At 52.9% G+C, this 25,624-nt stretch carries 30 protein-coding genes; 5 read left to right on the forward strand and 25 right to left on the reverse strand.

The window, feature by feature from the left end:
• Positions 1-103 precede the first annotated feature (103 nt).
• Entirely contained in the window at positions 104-3,646 is a 3,543-nt protein-coding gene (locus MKX51_RS30525; RefSeq protein WP_340994994.1) for a family 16 glycoside hydrolase, read from the reverse strand.
• 175 nt (positions 3,647-3,821) lie between these two features.
• Positions 3,822-4,196, reverse strand: a complete 375-nt coding sequence (locus MKX51_RS30530; protein ID WP_340946105.1) for a hypothetical protein — start codon at positions 4,194-4,196, stop codon at positions 3,822-3,824.
• A gap of 335 nt (positions 4,197-4,531) precedes the next feature.
• Here MKX51_RS30530 and MKX51_RS30535 point away from each other — a divergent pair, with 335 nt between their 5' ends.
• Both MKX51_RS30535 and MKX51_RS30540 read left to right on the forward strand, forming a co-directional pair.
• Positions 4,532-5,437, forward strand: coding sequence for an alpha/beta hydrolase (locus MKX51_RS30535; protein WP_340946102.1), 906 nt, complete (start codon positions 4,532-4,534; stop codon positions 5,435-5,437).
• A gap of 91 nt (positions 5,438-5,528) precedes the next feature.
• Entirely contained in the window at positions 5,529-6,290 is a 762-nt protein-coding gene (locus tag MKX51_RS30540; protein WP_340994995.1) for a class I SAM-dependent methyltransferase, read from the forward strand.
• Positions 6,291-6,634: 344 nt separating this feature from the next.
• On the opposite strand, the gene MKX51_RS30545 is transcribed toward MKX51_RS30540, so the two are convergent.
• The 11 genes from MKX51_RS30545 to MKX51_RS30595 form a co-directional block, all read right to left on the reverse strand.
• Positions 6,635-7,114 (reverse strand): NUDIX hydrolase, encoded by a 480-nt coding sequence (locus tag MKX51_RS30545; protein WP_340994996.1) that lies wholly within the window; start codon positions 7,112-7,114, stop codon positions 6,635-6,637.
• A 31-nt stretch (positions 7,115-7,145) separates the two neighbouring features.
• Complete coding sequence (locus tag MKX51_RS30550; RefSeq protein WP_340946096.1) at positions 7,146-7,565, reverse strand: VOC family protein; 420 nt, start codon at positions 7,563-7,565, stop codon at positions 7,146-7,148.
• 75 nt (positions 7,566-7,640) lie between these two features.
• Positions 7,641-8,621, reverse strand: coding sequence for a sigma-70 family RNA polymerase sigma factor (locus MKX51_RS30555; RefSeq protein WP_340994997.1), 981 nt, complete (start codon positions 8,619-8,621; stop codon positions 7,641-7,643).
• Positions 8,618-9,706: an ankyrin repeat domain-containing protein gene (locus MKX51_RS30560; protein WP_340994998.1), complete on the reverse strand. Its 1,089-nt coding sequence runs from the start codon at positions 9,704-9,706 to the stop codon at positions 8,618-8,620. Before MKX51_RS30560 ends, MKX51_RS30555 begins: the two co-directional genes overlap by 4 nt.
• Before the next feature lie 19 nt (positions 9,707-9,725).
• Positions 9,726-10,469: a hypothetical protein gene (locus tag MKX51_RS30565; protein ID WP_340994999.1), complete on the reverse strand. Its 744-nt coding sequence runs from the start codon at positions 10,467-10,469 to the stop codon at positions 9,726-9,728.
• 44 nt (positions 10,470-10,513) lie between these two features.
• A complete protein-coding gene (locus MKX51_RS30570) occupies positions 10,514-11,077 on the reverse strand; it encodes a DUF4303 domain-containing protein (protein ID WP_340995000.1) in 564 nt (187 codons plus the stop codon).
• A 2-nt stretch (positions 11,078-11,079) separates the two neighbouring features.
• Positions 11,080-11,538, reverse strand: coding sequence for an SMI1/KNR4 family protein (locus MKX51_RS30575; RefSeq protein ID WP_340995001.1), 459 nt, complete (start codon positions 11,536-11,538; stop codon positions 11,080-11,082).
• A 32-nt stretch (positions 11,539-11,570) separates the two neighbouring features.
• Positions 11,571-12,107: a hypothetical protein gene (locus tag MKX51_RS30580; protein ID WP_340995002.1), complete on the reverse strand. Its 537-nt coding sequence runs from the start codon at positions 12,105-12,107 to the stop codon at positions 11,571-11,573.
• 35 nt (positions 12,108-12,142) lie between these two features.
• A complete protein-coding gene (locus MKX51_RS30585; RefSeq protein ID WP_339252407.1) occupies positions 12,143-12,415 on the reverse strand; it encodes a hypothetical protein in 273 nt (90 codons plus the stop codon).
• Positions 12,416-12,449: 34 nt separating this feature from the next.
• Positions 12,450-13,073 carry a hypothetical protein gene (locus MKX51_RS30590; RefSeq protein ID WP_340995003.1) on the reverse strand — a complete coding sequence of 208 codons (624 nt, stop codon included), beginning with the start codon at positions 13,071-13,073 and terminating at the stop codon, positions 12,450-12,452.
• 6 nt (positions 13,074-13,079) lie between these two features.
• Positions 13,080-13,658 carry a hypothetical protein gene (locus tag MKX51_RS30595; protein WP_339252411.1) on the reverse strand — a complete coding sequence of 193 codons (579 nt, stop codon included), beginning with the start codon at positions 13,656-13,658 and terminating at the stop codon, positions 13,080-13,082.
• A 103-nt stretch (positions 13,659-13,761) separates the two neighbouring features.
• Here MKX51_RS30595 and MKX51_RS30600 point away from each other — a divergent pair, with 103 nt between their 5' ends.
• Entirely contained in the window at positions 13,762-14,388 is a 627-nt protein-coding gene (locus tag MKX51_RS30600) for a pentapeptide repeat-containing protein (protein ID WP_340995004.1), read from the forward strand.
• Positions 14,389-14,479: 91 nt separating this feature from the next.
• Here MKX51_RS30600 and MKX51_RS30605 read toward each other — a convergent pair whose 3' ends face one another.
• The 3 genes from MKX51_RS30605 to MKX51_RS30615 all read right to left on the reverse strand — a co-directional run bounded on the left by MKX51_RS30605 (position 14,480) and on the right by MKX51_RS30615 (position 16,401).
• A complete protein-coding gene (locus tag MKX51_RS30605) occupies positions 14,480-15,469 on the reverse strand; it encodes a nucleotidyl transferase AbiEii/AbiGii toxin family protein (protein WP_340995005.1) in 990 nt (329 codons plus the stop codon).
• On the reverse strand, positions 15,466-16,128 hold the full coding sequence (locus tag MKX51_RS30610) for a hypothetical protein (RefSeq protein WP_076080646.1): 663 nt from the start codon (positions 16,126-16,128) through the stop codon (positions 15,466-15,468). The genes MKX51_RS30605 and MKX51_RS30610 overlap by 4 nt, the downstream gene beginning before the upstream one ends.
• Before the next feature lie 132 nt (positions 16,129-16,260).
• Positions 16,261-16,401, reverse strand: coding sequence for a hypothetical protein (locus MKX51_RS30615; RefSeq protein ID WP_340827700.1), 141 nt, complete (start codon positions 16,399-16,401; stop codon positions 16,261-16,263).
• Positions 16,402-16,470: 69 nt separating this feature from the next.
• Here MKX51_RS30615 and MKX51_RS30620 point away from each other — a divergent pair, with 69 nt between their 5' ends.
• Entirely contained in the window at positions 16,471-17,130 is a 660-nt protein-coding gene (locus tag MKX51_RS30620) for a glycosyltransferase (protein ID WP_340995006.1), read from the forward strand.
• Positions 17,131-17,224: 94 nt separating this feature from the next.
• Here MKX51_RS30620 and MKX51_RS30625 read toward each other — a convergent pair whose 3' ends face one another.
• The 5 genes from MKX51_RS30625 to MKX51_RS30645 all read right to left on the reverse strand — a co-directional run bounded on the left by MKX51_RS30625 (position 17,225) and on the right by MKX51_RS30645 (position 21,057).
• Complete coding sequence (locus MKX51_RS30625; RefSeq protein WP_340995007.1) at positions 17,225-17,590, reverse strand: GntR family transcriptional regulator; 366 nt, start codon at positions 17,588-17,590, stop codon at positions 17,225-17,227.
• On the reverse strand, positions 17,587-18,243 hold the full coding sequence (locus tag MKX51_RS30630) for an ABC-2 transporter permease (protein ID WP_339252419.1): 657 nt from the start codon (positions 18,241-18,243) through the stop codon (positions 17,587-17,589). Before MKX51_RS30630 ends, MKX51_RS30625 begins: the two co-directional genes overlap by 4 nt.
• Entirely contained in the window at positions 18,236-19,090 is an 855-nt protein-coding gene (locus tag MKX51_RS30635; protein ID WP_340995008.1) for an ABC transporter ATP-binding protein, read from the reverse strand. The genes MKX51_RS30630 and MKX51_RS30635 overlap by 8 nt, the downstream gene beginning before the upstream one ends.
• Before the next feature lie 83 nt (positions 19,091-19,173).
• Positions 19,174-20,430, reverse strand: a complete 1,257-nt coding sequence (locus tag MKX51_RS30640; protein WP_340995010.1) for an acyltransferase family protein — start codon at positions 20,428-20,430, stop codon at positions 19,174-19,176.
• 150 nt (positions 20,431-20,580) lie between these two features.
• Positions 20,581-21,057, reverse strand: coding sequence for a VOC family protein (locus MKX51_RS30645; RefSeq protein WP_340995011.1), 477 nt, complete (start codon positions 21,055-21,057; stop codon positions 20,581-20,583).
• A 99-nt stretch (positions 21,058-21,156) separates the two neighbouring features.
• On the opposite strand from MKX51_RS30645, the gene MKX51_RS30650 reads away from it, so the two are divergent.
• The gene (locus MKX51_RS30650) at positions 21,157-22,068 is read left to right on the forward strand and encodes a helix-turn-helix transcriptional regulator (protein ID WP_340995012.1); all 912 of its coding nucleotides are present in this window, start codon (positions 21,157-21,159) and stop codon (positions 22,066-22,068) included.
• A 27-nt stretch (positions 22,069-22,095) separates the two neighbouring features.
• Here MKX51_RS30650 and MKX51_RS30655 read toward each other — a convergent pair whose 3' ends face one another.
• The 4 genes from MKX51_RS30655 to MKX51_RS30670 all read right to left on the reverse strand — a co-directional run bounded on the left by MKX51_RS30655 (position 22,096) and on the right by MKX51_RS30670 (position 25,519).
• Positions 22,096-23,115, reverse strand: coding sequence for an alpha/beta hydrolase family protein (locus MKX51_RS30655; RefSeq protein WP_340995013.1), 1,020 nt, complete (start codon positions 23,113-23,115; stop codon positions 22,096-22,098).
• A 4-nt stretch (positions 23,116-23,119) separates the two neighbouring features.
• A complete protein-coding gene (locus MKX51_RS30660; RefSeq protein WP_340995015.1) occupies positions 23,120-23,782 on the reverse strand; it encodes a GNAT family N-acetyltransferase in 663 nt (220 codons plus the stop codon).
• Positions 23,779-24,564, reverse strand: coding sequence for a MerR family transcriptional regulator (locus MKX51_RS30665; protein WP_340995016.1), 786 nt, complete (start codon positions 24,562-24,564; stop codon positions 23,779-23,781). Before MKX51_RS30665 ends, MKX51_RS30660 begins: the two co-directional genes overlap by 4 nt.
• A 64-nt stretch (positions 24,565-24,628) precedes the next feature.
• A complete protein-coding gene (locus MKX51_RS30670; RefSeq protein WP_340995017.1) occupies positions 24,629-25,519 on the reverse strand; it encodes a LysR family transcriptional regulator in 891 nt (296 codons plus the stop codon).
• Positions 25,520-25,624: the final 105 nt, after the last annotated feature.

Consider the following 25,624-nt stretch of genomic DNA (forward strand, 5'->3'; position numbering starts at 1 on the left):
GGGTGCCGGTTGCACTTATACGCTAATCTTTTTTTACGCAAAAAATCCCGGAACATAAGCATATCACTGCTTACACACCGGGATAGAGATAGTAATCTATAGGTTAACCGAGGACCGGCGGGTCCTGCTCATCCGTGCTGTCATCCTCCATGTCTGCCGGTTTCAGGGTTACTCTAATGTCCACAATCAGGGTATCCGTCAGCTCCGTATCGGCCCAGGCTGAGCCGTCCCATATCTGCTTGCGGTAGATAACGGTTATCTTGTAATCACCTACAGCAGACGGAACATATGCAGCCTGATACACCTCACCCGTTACGGTGAAGACGCCTGCCATACCTTCCTCTGTGGAGCTCCAGGCCTCCGGATGATAACGTTCATCTCCGGGGTTGGCAGGTACCAGGCTCTGGTTATAGCCTTCGGCCGTCAGGGTAAGTGTTTCACCTGCAAAAGGGCTGCCCAGGCTAACGCTGAGCCGGTTGCCTTCAGGCGTAACCGTTTCATACACATCGAGGGTTACCGTCTTAAGCGCACTGGCCGTCACCTTTTGTATCCCTGTAACACGGGCATTATCGAACACCGTATTCTGGGAGGTTGTTCGGAAGCCAATCTTACCTGCAGTTAATTCCGTTTGCGGGTTCGTCCATTGGAGCTTCAACTGGCCGTCCACAAAGCCTAGAATTCTGTTCCCTTTGATGACCGCCTTCAGCGTATACCACTGGCCCGCAGCCGCATCGGCGAAGAGGGTACTGGACACGGGGGTCAGCGTTCCGTTTACCGCCTTGAACAGCTCCAGCTTCTTGTCGTTGACATTGATCCGGTACATGTAATAGTTGTTGGCGTCCTGCACCCGGAAGAGAATGCCGGCATTGGCATTCGCGATGGGAACCTTCATCTTGGCTTCAAAAGCAATATCCTGCCATGAATCCCCGGCTGTAATGAGCCCCGTTGAATTTCCTTTTGTCTGGATCAGGGCTTTAGTACTGCCATCTGTGGTTACACTCCAGGTCCCGCTGGCAGCCGTCCAGCCCGTCGTATTCCCATCCTCAAAGTTATCCGTGAACCGGACAGAATTCGGATTGGCATCAATCGGAGTCTCGTCCACATCTGTAACCTGAATCATGAAGCTCTTCTCCAGCGACAGGCCATTGGCGTCAATACTCTTCACCCGGATGCTGTAGCTGCTCTTCGCTTCATAATCCGGCGTAGTGCGGAGGATCAGCCTGTCTCCCTGCGGGGCAATGGAGAAGCTGCTGTTATCGGCGTCACCTTGCCCGGGGACCAGCGCATAAGTAAAGGTCTGACCCGCATCCGGGTGGGCTGTAGTGAAGGTGCCCACTACACCGCCTGGAGTAGTCAGCTCTGGCACCTGGGTAGCGCTGAGTGTAATATCAGTGGGCGGATTGTGAATGGCGGTCACCTTGGCATCGTCATACCAGACCCCGGCTGAAGTGGTGCGGAAGCCGATTCCGCCCGAGGTTAATTCATTGACCGGATTGGTCCATGTTGTCTTCAGCACTCCGTCCACATACCCTTTGATAGTGTTGCCCTGGACCGTCGCCTTAAGGGTATACCATTGGTTCTTAACAGGCACGAACGAGGTAGTCGAGACCTGCGTCAACGTTCCGGCTACAGCCTTATAGAGCTGCAGCTGGCTTGTGCTGGCATCGATCCGGTACATATAGAAGTTGTTCTGATCCTGCACCCGGAAGACAATGCCTGCGTTCTCGCTTCCATTAATGAGAGGCAGTCTGGCTCTGGCTTCATACGTGTAATCTGTCCAGGATGTACCGGCCTTGGCGGTAATCAGCGCCGTCGTGGTCTGGCTGGTGGACAGCACCCGGTTCCCTGTTCGATCGGTTACCGCCCAACTGTTGGCACCTGAAGCCACGGTCCAATCCGGGAGCAGCCCGGAGGTGAAGTGATCGCTGAACCAGGCCTGATCCGTATTCGCGAAGACGACTCCGCTTACATTCTCATTCTTGATGCTCACCTTCAGATCACTGAGATTCTTCGCCAGCGTTCCTTTGACCACCACATTTTCAAAAGTAACCCCGTTCACCATCCCGCCTCTGGTGGGATTGCCCTGAATAGGGGAATCTCCTCCCGTCTCGCGGACATTGATGTTCCGGAGAATGACATTGCTTACATCACCGGATGTACTGGTGGAGACCCGCAGCCAGTAATTGCCGAACTGGTTGATGCCCACCCGTTCAATATCGATATTCTCGAAGGTCACATCCTGGGCCCAGCCTTCGACCGGGAGCGGATTCTCTGTATAGGCATGATCCACCAGCAGCGCCCGCGCGCTTTGATAGACATACGAATTGCGGATGGTTACGCCAATCTGCGGCGTGCATATGCCCATCCCCAGCTTGAAGGCGGCGCAGCGTGTCCAGGCGAAGCAGTCCTCGAAGACCACATTCTCCAGATGCTCGATGGCTCCCGGCCAGTCCTTGGACATTCCTTTCTGCGGCCAGGTCTTGGTGGAGAAGGTATCGTCATCCGAGATGGCAAGGGCATGCTTCACCAGCACGTTCTGGCTCTCATTAATGTCGATGGCATCATCCTCAAGCGTAAATAAATCCTGGTATCCCTTATAGTTGGTGATGGTCACGTTATCGGAGCGGACCACCAGGAACGCCCAGAAGCCACCGTCCCGCAGGGTTAACCCGTCGAACTTGAAGTTGCTGGTCGCCATCGGCACCACCAGGTTATTGATGAACCCTTCTCCCTGCTTATGGGTTGCAGGCGGGTTGGTCATCTTGCGTTTGCGCATTTCTATCCCTTTGCCGTCAATCGTTCCGCGCCCCCGCATGGTGATATTCACGGAATTGGTGGCGGTGCGGATGAAATAGGTTCCATCCGAGATCGAATCCTTGCGGAAGTCATTCCGGTAGTCCTCGCCCCGGCCTGTACCGACGATGACTGCACCCCCGGCCAGATAGAACGTAACATTGCTTTTGAGGGTCAGGTTGCTGCTCTTATATACGCCCGCCGGAATATAGACGATACCGCCTCCGGCCTGATTGGCAGCATCAATCGCCTGCTGGATGGCGCCCGAGGTGATCGTTGCACCCGTCTTGTCGGCGTTGTACGGTGCAGCGGTCACATTGTAGATTCCCGGGCCGGAGGACGCGGGGATGTCAGTCTCCAGCGGATCGGCGGCGATCACGAGTCTTTTGCGGCGCTTGTCCGGGTCCTTCTCATTCGGGTCTTCGTTCGCAGGTGCATTAATGTCGACGATCACATAGGTAGAGGCCGACAGGGTGAAGGTCAGCTTGTTGCCGTTGACCGTTCCCGTGATGTTCTTGGCCAGCGGGCTGATCGAATACGAGGTGATTGGCTTGTCTGCCGTCACCTCAAGGCTAATGGTTCCTTCAAAGGAGAACTGGGCATAATCATAGTCGGGTAAATACTTGACGACGGGGACCGCCTCATTGTTCACCTTCAACGAGTAAACAGAAGACGGAGTATAGATAGACGGCATCGGGTAATTCTGGATGGTTGCCGGGCCAGCGGCGGCCACCTGCGGCACCGGTTCCGTTCCCGGTTCCGGTTCAGCCGCACCGGCGGTCTGTGGCGGGATGAACCCCGTGAATGCGACGGCAAGCACCAGCAGCAATCTCAATACTTTGCGAGTAAGCATAAATACCTCCTCCAGATCGATTTGGCTCCAGGCAACCGCTTTCAATTTCCAGCAGGATACATAGAGTCATTCCTTACTATAATCCCGGGCCAAAAAGAAAGGAGGGTGGCAAACCCACTCTCCAGGGACACAATTATACTGTTCTGCACCATCTGTTAACCTTAGATGTTATGCATTAGATGAATGCTTCGAAACGCCCCTCTGCATTCACCGTCGCCGTCCGCGGATCGGTCTGGCCGATCCCCTTCAGGAACCCCTTCCACTCGGTCCTCATCAGCGGACCCTGGACATTCTGGAAGGCTGTGCTTACGTCGGTGGAAGTACTGCTGCCGGCTTTGCGTGCAAGCTGAACCTCCAGCAGCCGGATCTGCCGCTGCAGCTGCTCACGGCGGTAGGGCACGGCCTCGCTGCTCTGTCCCGCGTTCACCCGGTCCAGCTCCAGCATCAGCCGATCCCGCTGCTTCTCCAGTGAGCTGACATCGCTCTGTGTGCCGCCGTAGGCCATGATGACCTGTACCGGACTGATTCCTGATACACTCTGTCCTATCATGATCCATCCCTCCAGTCCTTGGGTCCCGCCGCATTCCGGATGATCGTACCTGTAACGTTTCCGCGCCGGGATTGCTGTGGCTACAGTTAAAGCTTCTATATCTGTCTATTACCCTGCCTCTTCCGGTATGACTACAGCTTAGCCGCCGGATGACTCTAAAATCTATCAAAAAATCCCAAAAAGACAATTTACATAATATGTTATATATGGTATCCTCATGGTGGATGCGCTTACATTTTATGCCGTAAAAGAAGAGCTCTGCTTCATAGAGGGACATAAGAGGACGGATGAATCAGGTTTGGCCTAATCTATTTAAACTAAGGAGGATATGTGAAATGAAGAAGATTATGACTCGTATTGCCGCTTTGGCTCTGACGGCAGCACTGATGCTGCCCGCTATGTCCTATGCCTCGCCGGTAGCCGAAGAGCAGGAGTTGAGCCTCTCTGCGGATGCCGCTGCGGCTATAACCAGTACCATCACTCCCGCTCCGCAAGGCTATGACGGATACCGCAATAATATTCCCCACGGCAACGTACAGCAGATTTCTTATTATTCGACTACCGTAGGTAAGTCAAGAAACGCAATGGTATACACCCCTCCGGGCTATACCCCTTCCAAGACCTACAATGTTCTCTACCTGCTGCACGGCATCGGCGGGGATCAGAACGAATGGCTGAACGGGATGAATCCGCGCAATATCCTGGACAACCTGTACTCCGAGAACAAGCTTGCGCCGATGATCGTGGTGTTCCCGAACGGCCGCGCGATGGCGGATGACCGCCCGATCGGCGATATTTATGCACCGGACAAGGTAGCCGCCTTCGAGCGGTTTGAATTCGACCTGATCAATGATCTCATTCCTTATGTCGATTCCCACTTCCCGGTATACAAAAACAAGCAAAACCGCGCCCTGGCCGGCTTATCCATGGGCGGCGGCCAGACGCTGAACTTCGGGCTCAAGCATCTGGACAAGTTCTCCTGGATCGGCGCGTTCTCCTCTGCTCCGAATACGAAGCCGGCCTCACAGCTGATCACGAATCCGGCGCAGACGGCCAGCCAGCTGAAGCTGCTCTGGCTCTCCTGCGGTGCTTCGGACGGCCTGCTTTACATCAGCCAGAACTTCCATAACAGCCTAACCAGCATGAATGTTCCGCATCTGTGGTATCTGGATGTCGGCGGACATGAAGGCAAGGTCTGGAGCAGCGGACTGTACCAGTTCTCGCAGCGGATCTTCAAGTAATTTAGGTCATAGGCTGCCCTCTCCCGATCCGTTATGGTTGGGGGAGGGCAGTTTTTCTTGATAAGGCCCGGCCAACTTTAAGGAGGGCAATATGGTGAATGCGATAACGGATTACTATGATTCCTATGATGAGGAGGGAAGACTGTCCAGGGATAACGGTCATCAGATCGAATGGATCACAACGATGGCCTACTTCAAGAAGCTGTTTAAGCCGGAAGCCTACATTCTTGACGGCTGCGCAGGGACAGGGAATTACTCTTTTCCACTGGCAGAATTGGGGCATAAGGTCGTAGCCGGAGATCTCGTTCCTCATCATGTAGATATCCTAAGAGAGAAGCAGAGCAAGCATCCGGTATTGGCCGATATGTATGTAGGAAGCATCACGGATCTATCCCGTTTTGACAGTGAAACCTTTGATGTTGTTTTGAACATGGGAGCCTTTTATCATATCGGCAATGAAGACCGGCAGCTGGCCATGACCGAATGCCTGCGCGTGCTGAAGCCGGGAGGGCTGCTGGCAGTCTCCTATATTAACAATGCAGCCGTTTCGTTATTAAGCATAGGCGATAGGTTAGGGAATATGGATGATGTGCTTACCTGGCATGCCAACCAGACGAAAGATGGTCTATTCCTACATATGCCCCCCTTGGAAATGGAACGCATAGCAGCGGCCTATCACACAGAGCTTGTGGCCCATATTGGAACAGACGGCGTCGGTTATCTGTTTGCCAAGCACATCAATGAGGCACAGCAAGAAGATTTTGAACGCTGGCTTCAGCTTCATCTGCGGACCTGTGAGGACAAGAGTCTGCTCGGGTATAGTTTGCATGGACTGGCTATTTTGCGAAAATGATAGAAATAGACCTACCATTCGGCCCACGCGCCCAAGCAACGCCGAATGTGATCGGTTTTTCGATTACATTGGGCCCACGCGCCCACACAACGCCGAATGTGATCGGTTTTTCGATTACATTCGGCCCACGCGCCCACACAACGCCGAATGTGATCGGTTTTTCGATTACATTCGGCCCACGCGCCCACACAATGCCGAATGTGATCGGTTTTTCGATTACATTGGGCCCACGCGCCCACGCAACGCCAAATGTGATCGGTTTTTCGATTACATTTCGCAGACGCACTCTCCAAAGAGCACAAGAAAACTGCACGCTCATCGCGTGCAGCCCTTCTCAAGCCCTCTTATGGTGTGCCAACACGTAACCATGCTGCTGGAGTTTTCCTGATGAAATGCTTCTCTACCGAAGCAAGCACTACATCATTCCCCGGTAAAGCGACCCTGTCTATGGCTTCATTCACCGTCAGCCATTCATAATCACTATGCTCATGATTAAGAATGACATCCTGGTCGTCATTCACATATCCCACGAACACTGGTGCGACGTAGATATAGTTTTCTTTTGCCGAATAGATCTGGTCGAAGGTATTGGAAGTGTAGAGAGCAACCCGGGTAATCCCCGTCTCTTCCCGAACCTCTCTTAGCGCAGCCTCCCACGCTTGCTCTCCTTCTTCAATCCCTCCACCGATGTAGCACCAGGCATCCCTGAGTACCGAACCGGCCCGCTTCAGTAACAGGACATGATGACCAGAGGGTGTATTCTTCAGCAATACTACGGCAACACCTGTACAACGTATGGGTACTTCAATGTTCGTCTTCATCATGTCCGAAATCCTCTCCTACTCGCTCTCCACTCTATCCAAGCTCCGTATAGATCTGGAACGTCACCCCGAACTTGTCCGTCAGATCGCCGAAGCCGGGGCTGAACGGCTCCTCCCGAAACGGCATATTGACTTGACCGCCCTCCTGCAGCGCATCAAAAATTCTCCGTGATTCCTCCACACTGTCCGTAGTAACGCAGACCGTTACCCGCTTCCCGCTCTCAACTGGCGTACCGCCGGGAGTATCCGAGAACATCAGCTCCGTGCCGCCCACCTGTACCTTGGCATGGGCCACCAGACTCCGCACCTCATCCGGGAACGTGTCCGGGAGGTCGGGCATATCACCGTACGTCAGGATGGAGAGGACTTCGGCACCCATAGTCTGTGCATAGAACTGAATGGCCTCCTGCGTGCGCCCCTCCAGGGTAATGTAGGGAGTAAGTTTGATTGTCATTGTGTGTTCCTCCTTGAGTTCGGAATGGTCTCGCTTGTGCGATTCATTAGTATAGACGTTCCGGCCGCGGCAGAATCATCGGTGTTCCGGCAATCCGAAGCAAATAAATAATTCAGCATCTATAAAATGATGAACATGCGCGATCTTCCCCCCGCTCAGCTCAAGCACATGAATCGCCCACGGAACCAGCAATCCATCTTCTCCAGAGGGAACGTACTGGGCAAATGCGGGCCGGTTCCCGTTCACCTGGACGGGCACCATCCGTGATCCCACACAGTGACTGCGTGTGATCTGGTAGAAGGCCGCGAGATCCGCGCCGCCCTGCACCCACATCGTAAATGGCGGCATCGACAGGCTGCCGTTCTCCTGGAATAGGTCTAACAACGCAGCAATATTGTATTGTTCAAAAGCCTCCACGTACCGGGTAATCAGTCCTTCGTCCACTTCATTATCATCAGCCTGCAAGGCCTCGGACCGGAGCTGTGCCTTGGCCATGGCTGCCCGTGCCCGCTGCATCGCGCTGTTCACCGCTGCCACGGTCATCTCCAGTGCCCCGGCGGTCTCGGCTGCCGACCACCGGAATACCTCCTGCAGAATCAGCACGGCACGCTGGCGGGGCGGCAACAGTTGAAGCAGTGCAATGAAGGACAGCCGGAGGGTCTCTCTGCTGACCAGAATATTACCAGGGTCATCCACATAGCCCGGAGCGGGCCAGATCCAGGAATGCTGAGGCAGGCTCTCCCTAGGCTCCGTAACGACAGCGGCCGGTTCCGAGAGATCCATCGGCAGTGCCCGCCGCTTGGCGCTCCTTAGCCGGTCGAGACAGACATTGGTGGCAATCCGGTACATCCAGGCTCGGAGAGAGGCCTGCTGCCTCATCTGCTCCTGGTGCTGCCAGGCCCGGATCATGGTATCCTGGACGGCATCCTCCGCCTCGAAGATGGAGCCCATCATCCGGTAACAGTACCCTGTTAGCTCGGAGCGCATGCCCTCCAGCCCGTCCAGGGTCTCGTAGGTCTCATGGTTATGATTCACTTTAGACAGTCTCTCCTTCATGACCCGCCCAGCTCTCCCTCCATGAACTGTATGAGGTAGTGTTCAGGCTGGGCAACAAATTCCGGGAAGCTGCAAAAATCTGCATACGTCTGATGCTCCAGATCATAGCAGCCGAGCTGCCCCTTCTTCTGCGGATTCCAGACCAGCACCAGACCGGAGTAATTATCGATATCGGCAGACAGCCGCAACAGCTTGCGCCGGCCGGCCTTCATCTGAAGGGTGTCGGTGAAGCTGAAGAAGTCGATGTACCCGATCTTATATTCATTAGGGGCCAGCGTCAGGCGCAGCTCGTCCCCTGTAAGGAAGCGGACCAGTTCATCCGGCAGTTTATATTTGGCCAGTTCGTATTTCTTGTTCTCCACATCATGAACATCCGGCGGTTCCAACGCTTTCAGGTATTCCGCCATAGCGGTATGCTTGCTGCTGACCGCAATCGTATACGGCCGCTCGCCGTCCTTCTCCGTCATCATAAGGTCCGCACCGCGTTCCACCAGGAAGCGGACCATGTTCAGATTGCCCAGCCGGGCAGCTACTGTCAGCGGCGTCGCCCCATAAGGATAGACCATATCCGGCTTGTTGTAGTTGATATCCACTCCCTGATCCAGCAGATAGGTAAGCGTCTTCAGATCATGGTCCGAGGCGGCTTGCCGCAGCACGGCACCGGCATGTTGCCGGATGTCCAGACCCAGCTCATGGATCAGCGGGATATTCTTCTTGTTGCCGTAGTAGGCCTGTGAATAAGCGCCCGATCCCGTCCGGTTAAGCAGGTCCAGCTTCGCGCCCTGTGCAGCAAGGTATCGGACCAGTTCCTCCTTGCCGTAACGGACCGCCCTCAGGAAGGCCGGATTCTGAGGTACATTCAGCTTCGCGCCATGCTCCACCAGCAGCTTCACCACCTCGGTCTGCTGTGTGATAATCGCCAGGTCGAGCGGGCTGACTGTGGTATGCTTGCTAAGCTCTAGCCCCGCTTCAATATCCCAGCCTGCAGCAATAGCCGCCTGCAAGGCCGGAACATCCCCCTGATAGATCTGCATCGCCCGCGCCGGCAGCACCTCGAATTTCCCTATGTCCTTCAGGACAATCATCCGCACTCCTCCTTATTCTTCACTCCCATGAATACTGCTCGCATCCCTTCGACAGAAGCCACTCTTTCATCTTGGCCGATACCTGCCCGGCAGCCTGCTCATAGAAGACGGCTACCTCCTGCCCACCCGCCAGATTCAGGCGGATATAGCCGCCCAGATTCCGGTAGAACAGGTAGCAGACGTAAGGATTCTCAATGAAGAGATCCGGCGGAGACTCCGCCCGGCACAGGCCAGCCAGCTCCGTGAGCGCCAGTTGGCCCTCTCCCGGCGGCATCCGCAGGAAAAGATGCTCGCGGGTTCCCGTCCATGGCTCATAATAGACGCTCTCCTCCTGGCTCCGCCCATACATCCGGCGGTAGATGCCGTCCAAGATCAGGGCATAGCTCTCTCCCTTCTCCTGTTCCCCGGATGGCAGCGGGATTGCTTGAATCTGTTCCGCATGACGGGGCAGCCATAGCAGCCCGTCCACCTTGGGATGAACCGCCAGGAAATCACCGTCCACAGTGGTCCCGATAGCGGTACACTCGCCGATCTGCTGCTCCGTTATAGGGCTATCCTGATCATGCTCCCATAATCCGTATTCGGCAAACGGCCGCAGCACCTCTGTGTCAGGGGTCTGCACATTCATCCAGCCCCGATACGTTCCTTCGCCGTACTGCTGCAAGAACCGGATATAGGCTGGAGGATACAGACCTGCGTTCTCCACTTCAAGCAGGTGCCTGTGATGCTCTGACAGCCCCTTGGGCTCAGATACGATATACATTCATCATTCCCCCGGTTTCCTGCGTGAGTTATTCATCAATAACCTTATTCTGCCGCTTCCGCCAGCCAGGCCCGCATCGCCGGAGCTTCCGCCCGGTTCAGCCGCAGGGCAATCTCCGTATTCCCCTCATCCGGCGGCATCACTTCGGCAAGCACACATACGTCCTCCCTGGGCTGATTGAGCGCGAACAGACCCTCAGCATCCAGCATCCGCATCGCCAGCTCTATGGCCCCCAGCCTCATAGTGAACTCATCGTTCCATGCCTCATCCTCAAGCTCCGCAATAGATGGACGCGCCTGGAATAACCGCTTGACCTCATCGAAATACTCATCTCCGAAGCAGCAATACGGCGAATCGGCATACGACCACTTGATCAGCTCGGCGATCTCTGTAGCCGGTGTGCTGTCTTCCTCTGCCTGTCTGTCCGCCTCCTGCTCCAGGGCCTCCCGTGACCAGGCGGAGAGGCTTGGCGCATGTCCCTCGCCCGTTGTATATAGCGTACAGTAATAATAATGCTCCCCATTCGCAAAAAGCGCGCGGAACGACCTCCGGGCCGCCTCCGCAATCTCCGCCGCCAGCCGCTCCACTTCCTTCTGTGCCGTATTCATGGCTACTTCCTCTCGTCGATCAGCTGTTCCAGGAATCCGGCGAACGTGGGAGCATACTCCTCGATCAGATCATTCATGAGGTCATAACGCATGACCGGGAATTCCCCCTGCACATCGGGGGCAGAGGTGTCAAAGTAATACAGCTCATCGCTGTCCGGCACGAACAGATCCAGCCGGTGCGGAAACCGGCTGACCCACCAATCCTCCGCCAGATTCAGCCTGTGGATATACAGCAGATCCCAGTCGGTATACTCCCTATCCTCGGGAGCAACCAGCGTCAGAATTTGCCCGTCCCCCAGGCTCCCACCCCCATAACGGGCCAGCCACCAGCGGTAAGACGGCGGCAGCCTGAAGCCTAATTCCTCCTCGGCTTCGGCAATCCAGCTCTCCTCGGCCCCATGGCCCGGAAACCACCGGACCGGGGAAGGCTTACTTAATAACTCTGTCAGACGCTCATACATAGTTGTACTCCCCTTTCCCTGCTAAGGGTTGATTATAGATTGTCAGGATGAACAGCAGCTGGCGCATCATTATTCATGCGCAGCAGGATATACTCAATCTCCTCCAGCGGCAGCTTCAAGGTCCGGCTAACCTCATGGAGTCCCATCTCCCGGGAGAGGAGGAGGCGTGCCTGATGGATTTCCCCTTCCAGCCAGTTGTTGGCCAGCATCCAGCTCTTCACCCGTTCCTGCAGCTCTGCTTGGGCAGTTTTACCGGCATGCTTGGTATACTTGGCAATAGATTCTGCCAGATAGCTGTACAGGTGAATGCCCAGAGCCTCGCGCTGCTCATTCTTGGACATGCGCTGGTACTGCTCATAGCTGAGGCTGATATCCAAATAGAGGGTATGATCCCCGCTGTCAAAGCGTCTGAACGTTCTCCGCCCGTAGCTATCAGGTAACACCCGGAACACAACGAAGATATCGTAGGGGAACTCCAATGTATTCGCCAGCTCCTCTAACGGCAGCAATTCATCTCTGAGTACACCCACACATGTTCCATGGGTATCCAGCGTAAAACCCAGTTGCATATTAGCACCCCTCCCCCGCTTAAGACACGCTTGAACTATTTCCCCCTTCTATAGGCATCTGCCAGCTGGACCAGATACCAGACGGCCGCACCGGTCAGGGCTGCGAACAGCAGATTAATACAGCCGAATACAAGAAATAACTTGGCTTTGCCTGGCCCGATCCGTACAGCAGCAACGAGCTGGAGAATCGCAGGGAGCAGGAACATCAGCCAGGAGACGGTGATCAGCTTTTCGGTCTTGAAGCTCCACCATACCGCACAGCACGATAGAGCCAGCACGCCCCAGGTACAGATGAACTTCAGCGCCATCGGCTCCCCTCCCTTTCATGAGTAATCCAATAGATCAGCTAGGCCCTGGTTGCCCATGGATCACGAGTCCATATTGTCTGACCATCCACGAGTCGCTTAAGTCTTGAGCCGCATCACGGCTTATACGTACAGAGGGCTTCTGTTCGTCCATCGCCTCCGTATCTTGCGCCGAGAAGCGGAGAGGCTTGGTTATTTTTTGAATAGAGCCGGTGATTTCCTTATACAGGGCGTAGCTCAGCGGCTTGTGCTCCCGGACATCCTCATAGAGATAATACTCCCCTTGCTCATCCTGAGCATTGACCCGGTGCCCCTTAGGGCAGGAGATCAGGATACAGGGCAGCTCATTCTCTGCCCATTGCCCGTGATAGGGAATAGAAATCCCCTCATTTCTCGCAAAAAAACCGAAGCTCTCTGTATCCGGCAGAACCGATATCGAATAGATGAAGAAAGGGCGCACCCCGCTCTCTTTTTCCGCAGCTGTATAATATTGATAGAAGGCGCGATACGCCTCCACCACCTGATTCTGATCATGCTCTGTATGGGTATAATTGGTTAAATAGTACCGCACTTGCGTAGGCTCCAGAAGCTCTACGACTCTCTTGAACTCCTCGGGTGTGATGAAGAAGCGCTGCTTGTAGAATCCGCTGTTTTTTAGCATCTTCTTCTACCACTCATAGGTAACAAACCGTGCTCTGAGCGTCTCTTCATACGGCAGCCATTCCGCATCGCTCCATAGAGACATTCCAGTAATTTCGGACAGCCGCTCCACCGCTTGCCCGGGGCTGGTAAGGCTGATGAATGCGCCGAAGTTCTCCTCCTCAGCTTGCATCCCGAGCACCCGCTGCATATATTCGTCAGCTATACGCTCTTCCCGCAGGTGTTCGTATTCCTCCCGGGTCCACGGCTCACAGAAGATTCGTTCGGCCTGGATCTCCCCCTGTTCAAAGAAAGACAGCTCGAAGATCTCCTCATTCATGTATCCCGCCGTCATCACCGGCTCCTCCAGCAGCCCGGACAACGTTCTGCCAACCTTTTTCACCGTACCCCATACGAAATAATCGTGAAGCACGCTGATCCAGCCCTCGTTGCTTTGGCTTACATAGATAACTGCCTTACGCTCCGGCGTCTCAGAATCAGGATAACCCAGAACCTTGCCATGCTTGGCGATCAGCTCTTTCAAGGCTTGAAGGGTCTTGTCCAGGTCACCTGACTTGATATGCAGATTTGCAAACGATCTTCCCACGCGTGGATGGCCTCCTTTAATGGCTTGTCTATAGTTACTTGGCATACTAACATATAAACTAGATTCCATTCATTTTACCAAATTAATGTAAGGAGGGGCTACCTTGAATAAGAAATTCCTCTTGGCCAGATGGCAGGACGACCAGCTCTCTGAAGTGAACCGGCGTCTGGCCGCTATTTCAGGCAAACATAATCTCCATCAAAAGGACCGCTCCTTTCCCGTCTCCCCATATGGACAGACGGAGGCAGGACTGGAAGATTACCGGGGGGTTACTCTGATAGAGAGCATACAGTACCTCACTCTACAGGGCATTGATTTCTCTTATTCACGCTTCGAGGATGCGGCAAGCCTCAATACCTCAACGCTTACCCATTGTTGCCTGGACGGGGTCAAGCTGGACAACAGATTCGTGACCCATACCTTCAGCCACTGTTCCTTCCGGGAAGCGAAGCTGAATCGTGCCCGAATCAGCAAGGAGTTCCATGATTGTGATTTCACCGGCTGCAACTTCAGCAAAGCGATCGCTAATGATGTATCCTTCACCCGCTGCCGCTTTGACGGCGCCAACTTTCGCGGTGCCTTATTCCTGTATTGCCGGTTCGAGGAATGCAGCTTTGAGGGGGCGCTGTTTCAAGAGGGCTCCATAGCTGGAAGCCGCTTTGCGGGAGAGGGACACTTGCTGCCTGAGTGGGGGAATACGATACTGGATCATGTCAAATTTGAGGATTGATGCAGGTATACAGCACACCCCTCCACTATTTCCAAGGGAGGGGTGTGCTGATATAAGCCTGACCATAGTTCAAAACAATTTCAAAATAATGTTATCCTTCGAGTATCCGAATAGCAGCTATAACAGCCTCCGCCTGACTCAGTGGAATTTTGTCTTGTTCTCTAAATACATAAATATTTTGCATACGCAAATACTCTTCATGAAAATTCATGTCAGTAAGGAGATCATGTAGATAGCGAAAGTCTTTAATCAAACAATCTGACGGAATACCACCAGAACGTACTTGCTCTTCTTCCCGCTTTAGTCCAATTAGGTACTGAAGGTTAACTTTTTCTGTAAATAAATTTCGGATTTTTTCGTTAGTAAAAAGCACCATTAAATCATACAAATGTTTAGCAACATCAAATGCAAAATCACTTGGATTATCTGTTCTGGAGTTTATATATTGTCTGTATCTTTGATAATAAAACTCGGTAGCAAATACTTTGTCTATAAAGATGCGCTCTAGTTTTATGGTTAATATCTTAAAAGGCCGAACATTAAATTTTGTATCTAGTATATCTTGTGATTCTTTTTGGGCGTACAAGTAAAGAGCTGGGGCTATCAGCATAGGCTCTACAGGTTCGCTTTTAGTAAACGAAGTAGCTTCAATCTTCACTCTTCCAAATCTTTGTAGTGGATCAGTCCCCTCACTACCGTTAAAGATGGGATCATATCCATAAACTGTGGTTATATTGCCCTTGCCTTTGCTCGATTGCTGATCATCTGAAAGCTTTTTTAAGCACGAGTAGCCCTCCGCTGACAATTCTAGCCGTTTTTTCTTTTGGGAGTTTGAGCTTACATCATCCACACACACCGTTAAGTCAATATCCTCTGAGAACCGATTAATGGACAACAACGCTTTATATAGTGCAGTTCCGCCTTTAAAATAAGCCTTCCATTGTTCTTGATTTCGAGCCAGCTCTTCAAGCATCAGCGTAACATAATAATCTTTTTCTAAAACATCAGCCCTTATGCCAGCTTTCATACTAACTTGCAGTATGATTTCCTCAAAATCATCCTTACTTTCATGCAATATCATAACCGGGTACCCTCTGCAACTTTACCTAGGCGCCAAACTATATCCTTAGCGTAGTTCATAGCGGCATATCCTAATAGCTTTCCATAGTCTAACTTGTTAGCTTCAATAAATTTGTTAATTATCCCTTCAGGGTGGGGAGCATCCCAGACCACCTGGTCTTTATTCTCAATGGCATCTAGGATTTGCAAATATAAATAGTTATCAATATTCACTTCCATACGCGGCTTACGTAATACAGTATGCAGTTCTTTCACAACCTTTGGAGCAGCTACGTTAGTTGCAATAAAATTATATTTGGGCATTTGAGTTGTAAGCCCCAATCGGTGTTGGAGCGATGCTCCTGTTTCATAACCGACTCTAATATTTTCTTTAGGTGATACGTACATTTTCTTTACAACCTGATCCGGATTTAAATGGGACTTTCCAAATGCAGTGGTTTTAGGCTTGTAGTAGATTCCCTTCCTAAAGCTCTCCAATACTACACCATTTAAACGGTTTAAATTTGTGTTCACAATTTTCCTTGCCTGAGTTTCTTCAAGCCCAAACTCCTCCATAACCCTCTCAGTAACTTCAGCAGTAAAAATTGGAGTTCCATATGGCGACTGAGCAATATAATTCGTAATGAAATCAACATACTTCCCCTTAATCGCTAATGTCATATATAAGCCACCTCCAATGCACTTGTTATTATTGTATACAAAAAACCAACAAATGATACATATATAATAACACCAGATAAGTGTTGAAGGCCACCCTTCATACCACTTCTCCTTTATATTTCCGTCTCTCCCTTAGGACCAGTCCTCCTCGGTATACGGGCCTACGTGCTGCTTATGTCCCTCCCCAATGGCTCCGAAAGCAGAAGTTAGCACCGCACGTTTGGCCAGCAAGAGACCCTTGAGGAGATCTCCGCGCTCATCCGGCTTTTTCATAAATAATAACGATCCATCCTAGCCATAATAATTCAGATTCTCTTATCCCATCCAAAGGAGCAGTTGATCTTGAAAAAGCTATGGCTAATGGTGTTCACCCTCACGCTCGTATTCAATCTTGCGCAAGCCGGAGGAACGGTGCAGGCCCAGGCAGGCGGCAGCAAAAAGGCGGCGGCCTGCTGGAGCCCGCAGAAGGTGCAGCTGAGAAGTGAGATGCAACAGGTGTGGATTAACCACACCACATGGACGCACAGCTATATTGTGAGCGCCCTCAACAATAACCCGGATCAGAAGGAAGTATTGGCGCGGCTGCTAAGGAACCAGGAAGATATCGGCAATGTCTTCAAGCGTTATTACGGGGAGGCGAACGGCAATAAGCTGGCCGGACTGCTCAAGGAGCATATTCAGATAGCCGGACAGATCGTCGCGGCCGCCCAGAAGGGCAATGCGGGCGAGGTACAGAAGCTCCAGACGGACTGGCACAGGAACGCCGATGAGATTGCCCGATTCCTGAGCGGACTGAATCCGAGCTGGTCCTTCAAAGAAGTGCAGAACATGCTGTACGAGCATCTTCAGCTCGTCACGGACATCGTGCTTGATATCCTCAAGGGAGACTACGCTGCTTCCATTGCTGCCACCGATAAAAACGAGGTCCACATGATTCATTTTGCCGACCTGCTGACGGAAGGCATTGTGAAACAGTTCCCGGAGAAATTCCAGGGGAAATAGGATACGTGATCCGTGACACACACAACAAAACAGGCTTTTCACCTCCCCCAAGGGATCGTGAAAAGCCTGTTCCTGCGTTTAATCTCTGCGCGCTTTAGTAGATCTTCCCCAGCAGCGCAGCCACTTCCTCCAAGGTAAGACCGAAGGACTTATAATACTGAATGTCGCCCTTCATCTGCTTCAACACCATCTCGTTGCGAATCCGCAGCATCTCTTCCGGTGTGAATTCAGCGACAAAGCAGCCTTTGCCGGTTACCGTGTGGATCAGCCCACTCCGCTCCAGCTCCTCCCAGGCCTTCTTGACCGTGATGACACTGACATGCAGCTCCAGGGCAGCCTGCCGGATGGGGGGTAAGCAATAGCCGCTTTCCAGCTCGCCACTAAGAATCTGTGCGCTGATCTGTTCGTGCAGCTGCTGGTAAATCGGCTTGTCGGAGGTGCTGGAGATGGTTACGTTCATAAGATCTCCACTCTGAGGAATCTCTTCACCGCAATCCGGTAGGCAAGCAGGGTGAAGACCGCGAAAATGAGGATGCCTCCGATCAGAATCGAGAACTGAAGCGCCGCATTGCCGGTCCCGGAGCCGTAGAAAATGCCGTGCATCCAGCTATTCTGAATTCCGGCCCATTGGACCAGGCCCGCGAACAGGATCGCCGCAGCCGTCGATGCAGTCGTAGCCGCGCCATACTTATATGCCGTCTTGTAATACATCGAGATAAATATAAGGTTGAACACCGCCAGCATAATGAAGCATAGGCCCCAGAAGCCCATATAAGGCGGAAAGAAAATATAAGTCAAATGCGGGTACAGGCGGAACGTAAAGATACTGAAGATCATGGCAATGAGCAGATGCATAAGCTCAAGAATGACAATCACAGCTATTCTGGACTTCACGATGTCCGGTTTGGTCACAGGCATCATCGTGCTGAATATCAGATCATTCTGGCTCTTGAATCCGCCGAACATGTTCGGTACGGTGATGAAGCAGAAATACAGCGGGACTATAAAGTAGACCCAGCCCGGAATGAGCATCAGACCGCCTAGAATTAAAGGTAATACAAAGAACCAGGGGTTAACGCCTAACTTCAAATCCTTCAGCACCAGATTATACATATACACCCTCCTTTTTGGAAAAGTAGATCATGATGTCGTCAAGAGTCGGGATGGCCGTGTTAAGCGTCCAGGCGGGATCGATATCCCGGGCATGAATCAATCCGGTGAAGCCGAAGGAGTTGATCTTGTAGGAAATCAGCTTCTCCTTCACTTCGTTAAGCTGCGACTCGCTGCCGCTAAGTAACCGGTATGACTCCTTGAACTCGTTCTTCTCGCTACTTGCCACAATCTCTCCTTGCTCAATGAAGGTGATATAATCCGCACAGCGTTCGAGGTCAGAGGTTATATGAGTGGAGAAAAGGATGCTGATCTCGCCGCCCATGATAAGCTCCTGGAAAATATCCAGCAGATCATCACGGGAGACGGGATCGAGTCCGCTGGTCGGCTCATCCAGTATGAGCAGCTTGGCGCCGTGCGACAGGGCAAGGGTCAAGCTGTATTTGACCTTCATGCCGGTGGACAGCTCAGCGATCTTCTTGTTCTCGTCCAGCTTGAACCGGCTCAGATACTTGTAATACGTGTCATCATTCCAATTCTTGTAGAACTTCTTCGTAATACCCGTCAGCGTCTTAAGCCTGCTGCGTGTATAGAAATCGATATCGCCGAAGGCGCAGCCGATGTCCTGCTTCAATTGCATTTCGTGTTCAGCGATGTTCTTGCCCAGAATGCTGATCTCGCCGCTGTCGGCTTGAACCATATTCAGGATTGATTTGATCGTGGTGGTCTTGCCTGCGCCGTTGACCCCGATGAAGCCCATGATATAGCCCTGCTCCAATTGAAAAGAGACGTCTTTGATCTGAAAATTAGGATATTTTTTATTTAAATTCTGGACATCTAAAGCCAGCATAACAAGCCCCCTTAACAAATTGTGTATTCCGTGTATACACAATGTATCATGGAGATTTCACAAAGTCAACGGTTCGGTGAAGGTTAGGCTGCCGCCTCCGCAGGCTTCTCCTTCGGCTTGCGCCGGAAGAGCGGCTTGCCTTTGGACCAGTTAATGAACGGCTGTTCTATGGCGTAATACGAAATAGTGGCCGCTGCATACGAGATGACCACAACAGACATACTGATTCCCAGCCAGCGCCACACATCCCTGACTCCGGCAAAGTGGTAATCCTGAAGCCCGTACTTCTCGATCAGAGTAATGAACAGGTAGTGCCATATGTACAGGCCGAACGAGACCTTCGCCGTAAACCGGAAGAAGCGGTTATCTAGCACACGCCCGGCCACCCGGCTGAACGGTGCTGTGAATAGCACAATGCCAAATAGTATGGCGTAGACCGGGAACAGATACGGCTGCTGCTGGAGACTGAAATTAAATTCGCCCGCGTGGCGCATCCGCCAGATCAGGAGGCCGGCCAGGCCAAGTGCGAGCGCCGCAGCCGCATCGAACACGCCCAGCCTGCTGAGCCTTTCCACTCCGGAGCGGCGCTGCAGCAAGGCATTCGTGATGCCCGCCGCCAGAATGCCGATGGTGAAGTGGCCGAAGAAGCCGACCGGATTGTATCTCGGCATCCAGAATTTCGCGCCTCCGACCTGGCCGTAGTCCCAGCCCCGGCCCTGCTCGCCTGGAGTAAACCACTGGTGAATGAGGGCATTGGCGGCCAGCACCAACCCAAATACGGCGACCCAGAACAGGATCGCCTTACTGAAGGAATGCCGCTTGCCTAGCATGAATAACACTGCCATGAAGAGAGGCATGAGCATGTAGCAGAATACCTCGAAGCTGATCGACCAGAGCGGACCGTTCAAGTCGGAGGGGAAGAACGTGGTATAGTGGAAGCCCGATGTGAAGGTGAAGGCTGTGACAATACGCCGCCCTAAGTACTCCATCGGAATATCCAGCCTCCAGGTCAGGAGCAGGCAGACCAGCAGGGATACATAGAAGCCGGGCATAATTCTTGCGGCACGGCGAAGAGTGTAGGTCCGCAGACTCGGATATGGTCCGTTATCCAGATACGCACTCCAGAAGGGGAATGACAGCAGGAAGCCGCTTAGCAGAAAAAACAAGCTGACCCCGCTGTTCCCCAGGAGCAGCACGGATTGCAGCTCCTGCAGCCAGGGCTTTTGTGCGGGCATGATCAGCTTTTGCGACAAGTGATGCAGGATGACTGACAGGCAGGCGATCGCACGAACGCCATCCGCTCCTGTTAGCCGGGTATTGCCCAGACGAATCGTTGACATCAGCTCAAATTCCTCTTTTCATGAGTGAATTCCTGAATATATGACGAAGACCGGTCTCAGGTACTCTATCTTTCCATAGATTCAGGCCAATTCCTTCAACGATTTAGGGCTTTAGCGGAGAAAATTTTACAAACTGTGATTTACGTCCCATTATTGCAATTTACTTGAATTCCCCTCAATGATCGCATCCAGAAACTGCTCGGCATCACTGTTGAATTTCCACCCTACACCATACTGGTCCACCAGCAAGCCGAAGCACGAAGACCATGGTGTAGCGGATAAAGGCATGATGACATGTCCGCCCGCAGACAGGCCCTTAAAGTACTCTTCCAGCTTCTGCTTGTCCTCCATCACCAGGCTGATCAGCATGGCATTCCCCTTCACCAGCTCTCCCATTACCGCTTGCATCGAGGGCAGAAGGTCGGACATCATAATTTTGCCGCCTGCGAATTCTATAGAGGATTCCATAATCATCGCTGATTCCTTGTCCGACAGGGGATAATTCGGGTCCTGCGGCATATCTCCGAATTTGACCTTTTTCACCTGGGTGGCCTGTAGAGCCTCTGTGTAGAATTCAATCACCTGTTCGGCAACACCATCGAAATTAAGATAAGCAATCGCTGACATTGAGCATAACCTCCTTCGTAAGATAAATGTAGTATAATACACGATAGGTGACGGCTGTATGTCACCGTTTCATACTCAACTCAAGAAAGAGGGAAGCGGATGGACAAGATGGAGCGGCTGATTACCATCATTATGATTCTGCTCAAAAAAGATATTGTGCCCAGCTCAGAGTTCGCACAATTATTCGGCGTGTCCAAACGGACGATTCTCCGCGATATGGAAGCGCTCAGCCTGGCGCACATACCTATATACGCCACACCCGGCGTGCAGGGCGGCTATGGCATTATGGAAGAATACAAGGTGGATAAGCGCCTGTTGAGCAGTTCCGATCTGGAGAATATACTGGCTGCGCTCGGCGGGCTGGAGCAAATTCTGATCAGCGAAGACGTTGCCATGACGCTACGAAAAATAGAAGCGATGGTGAGTCCAATCGCTCCTAAGGGGTCGGTTCAGCTTACCTTCTATGATTGGGAGGGCCGCGCAGAGCTTGCCGGAGCCTTGAAGACCTGCCAGGAGGCCATCGCCGGGAGCTGGCTGCTGTCCTTCGGCTACACCGACAGATCCGGCACTCCGACGACACGGACAGTGGAGCCCTATCAGCTTCATTTCAGTGAATCGAGCTGGTATCTGAAGGGCTTCTGCCTGGAGCGGATGGGGATGCGGATGTTCAAGCTCTCCCGGATGGAGCAGCTTGAGCGTAAGGAACAGACGTTCAGCCCCAGAGCGGACATGCTGAATCAGGCACGGGAGGCTGAAGTTCCGCCGCAGTTAACCGAAGTGAAGGCGCTGATCTCGCCGGGGATTAAGGATCATTTCATTGAACGGTACGGCCGCAAGAGCATCGAAGCCTATAGCGCTGAACAACTGCTGGCTACGTTCTATATTCCGCAGCACCCGATCGGATATCAATTCCTGGCCGGCTTCGGCACCCGTCTGGAGATTATGGAGCCGAAGGACTACCGTGAAGAATTCCGTAAATATCTGCTTGAAATGATGAGCCGGTATACGTAGTAATTACGGTGCTAAGGGAGCAGGCTGTTAGTCCAGCTCCTTAAGGAATTCCCCAATCCGGTCCATATAGCCCGGAACTGTGATATGGCGGGGGGCAAAGAGACTGATCATGAGCGCCTTGAAGCTGGAATCCGCTGTCTTCTTGCTCAGCATCGAATGCTCAGCCTCCGGGAAGACCGCCACGCTCAGCAGCTCCGGCTGGACGAGCTTGCGGTACACCTGCTCTGTCTCCTGCCAGTCTACATGAATATCCTGCTGGCCCAGCAGCAACAGCACCGGGGAATGGAATTGCTTAAGATCCTGCCCGGCATCCGACAGATAATTCTTGCTGACAAAAGTCCACCGCTCCCGCGTCATCAGGTCATCTTCCTTCACCGCAGCAAGATAGTCTTCATAGCCCGCCTTCCGCGCCAGAAGCTGCCTAACCTCGTTGTTAGCCGCCTCTTCGGCTGCGATTTCCGCCTCCGATTTCCCTTCCTGCAGCATCTGCTGCCGGGTATGATGGGCTCCTTGGCGCAGCCAGTTGATGGCCGGTGAGACCAGAATGCTGAAGGCGAGCGGCTCCTTGCCCGCCAGCTTGGGAATCACCCAGCCTGCCTGACTGGCACCCCACACCCCGATCCGGTCCGGATCGATATTCGGCTGCTTCCGGGCCCATGCGATAGCCTCGCGGGCTTCCTCCACCCGGTCATCTATACTCTGATCCAGCCAATTGCCTGCGGAACCACCGATACCTCTTTTATCCAGCGACAAGGAGGCATACCCCAGACTGGCTAACCGCTCCCATAGCGGCTTATACCCGTCATCATGCGAGGCATTAATCGGCCCGTCCCCATGGATGAAAAGCACAAGTCCCAGCTTGCCGGAAGATTGCGAAGCCTCCTTAGGCAGTACCAGCGTACCCGTCAACTTGCCTTCAGGCGACGCAATCTCGATGGCCTGCTCCGTCATCTCAAAGCGGTTCTGCTGCACAATATACAACCCCGCACCTCCAAGGAGCAGTACTACAATTAGCAGAGATATCCATAGTGTCTTCGTTGTCCTCATTTCTTTATCCCCCCCTCTGCTGAACCATGTATTCCCAGCTCAACTCATTGAACAATAAGTACAGGGTATAACGTGTCTCCCAGGCTTCCGTGTGGAAGGACCACTTCCCGTATAGCTGACGGGCATGCGGGTTACCGGCTGATACATGCAGGCTGAGACGATTCAGTCCCGGGTCTGTATCCACAAGCTTCTGCGCCCACTCTACAAGCAGCCTTCCTACCCCTTTGTTCTGATGCTCCGGGTGGACCGCAAGGTCGGTAATATAACACTCGCCTGCTGCCGGGGTATGGTCTAGTACATAGAGGCCGATCAGCATTCTGATCATGCCCCGTTTGCCTAATAGCAGTGAGGTTCCCGGTAAAGGAGGCGTCTGCCTTTTCCCCAAAAGGCGGGCTTCAGGTGTACACTTAATCGCGATGCTGCCAATCACCTCACCCTGCTGCACAGCAACCATCCTGTGTGTATAGGGATCAGCAGGAGCATACTGAAGCAGCAACTCGAAGCACCCTGCCAGCTCTGCCTCCTTCAGCCTGATCCGGTTCTGAAATTTCCCCTGAAAAGCCTCAGCCAGCAACCCACCTACCGCACGACTATACTTCGCTTCCATGGGCTCGATAGTAATTGGCGCTGTACTTATTGACGTTGTACCTGTTGGCATCGTTCTCATACGGAACCTCTTCCTTCCACAGGTGCAGCCGGGCCGATGCAGGCCCTCAGCTCATAATGCAGCTTGCCCGGAACGAACAGGGAGAGATAAGAGCGTTCGATGACCACCAGCGGTCCCGCGAGAGGAATCGATTGTGCAGCAGCATGCTCCAGTAATTGACTGATCCATTGTTCTAGCTCCTCCTCGCGGGCCACACATTGCAGAGTCAGATACTCCCCGTCCGGTAAAATAACTCCGCCCGCCTCCGGCTGCTCCAGACACAAGGTTACCGCACCCGACTCCTCCAGCACATAATAAATATCCGATTCGAACAGATCCGGTATCCCTGCCGCCTGCTCCGCAAGCAGCGCTGCACTCAGCTTCCTGTGTGAATCCAGCTTCATCACCTGCATAAGACTTGTAGCCTTACATTTCTTGATCTGAAAGGTCTCAGGCGAGGTGCTGTAGCTCTGCTGTTCCTCCAGCATTTTACGGATGAACTGCCGAAGCTCCTGAAGACGCACCAGCTCCTGTTCAATCCCTTCGAGAGAGTTCTCCAGCAGCCCGCGATGCTGCTCCGGACTATAGGTCATACATTCGTTAATCGACTGAACAGGCACTTCAAGCTTGCGGAGCAGCAGGATATGCGCGAGCTGATACACTTGTTCCATACTGTACATTCTGTACTGATTCTCACCGGTATAAGCAGGCTGCAGCACACCCTTCTCTTCAAAATACCGGATCTGGTGGACCGACACATTCATCAGCTTGGCCAGTTCACTAATCGTTATTTCATTTCTCATCCTAATCACTCCCCGGACTGCGGCTTGGAATATATCTACGATACACCCTGGGTCTGACCTAAGGTCAAGGGGAGGATTCGAGATCCCGGGCCAGATGGATAAAAGCCTCAATTGCCGGGGAGAGCCACTTCTCCTCATGCCAGAACATTTGGGTGGCAAAAGATACTGCGGTCAAATCCCACGGCAGGGAGATCAGCTCCCCCCGCTTCAATTCTTCGCTTACGGCCATTTCAGGGAGGATGGCGATGCCCATGCCCAGCTTCGCACATTGTTTGATGGCTTCTGCGCTGTGAAACTCCAATTCCGTAATGCCCGCCATCCCCTTCTGCGACAGGCTGCGCTCGAAGAAGCTGCGGTAGGAGCACCCTTGCTCCGTCAATAAGAACGTTTCACCGTGGAAATCCTCGATAGCCAGCGCCAGGCGCGACGCCAGCGGATGATCGGGAGCGGCCAGAAGGCAGAAGCGTTCCTCCCTTATTTTTTCTCCGCAAAATCCGCTCTCGCCCTTCACTTCATCCAGCATAAAGATCACATCGACATCCCCGTCCCGCAGACTCTGTCTGAGGCTTGGACTCACCAGCGGCAGGAAAATCAGCCGGACTCCGGGATGAAGCTGCCGGAACTTCTGCAACACAGCGGGGAGCCGGTAGGTGCATAATGTCTCATCTGCGCTAATCACGATGGTGCCTGTCAGCTCGCCGGGCTGCTTGAGCGCGTGCTGCGCCTCCTCCACCATACACAGGATGTTATCCGCATAACGCAGGAACGTTTTTCCGGTATCGGTTAACGTGACATTTTTGCCGAGCCGGTCCACCAGCTTCACCCCTAATTCTTCCTCCAGGGCCTTCATTTGCATCGTAACCGTTGAGGGAACGTAGTTCTGCGCTTCGGCGGCGCGGGCGAAATTGAGTGTGGAAGCCAGCGTATAAAAGGTTTTAAGTTGGCGTAATTCCATCTGTGTCACTCCTTCATTCAAAAAAAATGAACGTTTCATTCAGAAACGTTTCTTTGACTTAACCTTAGCAGCATCGTAGAGTGATGACAAGAACGGCGGCCGATT

The organism is Paenibacillus sp. FSL M7-0420 (assembly GCF_038002345.1).
In the GTDB taxonomy this organism is placed as follows: domain Bacteria; phylum Bacillota; class Bacilli; order Paenibacillales; family Paenibacillaceae; genus Paenibacillus_AQ.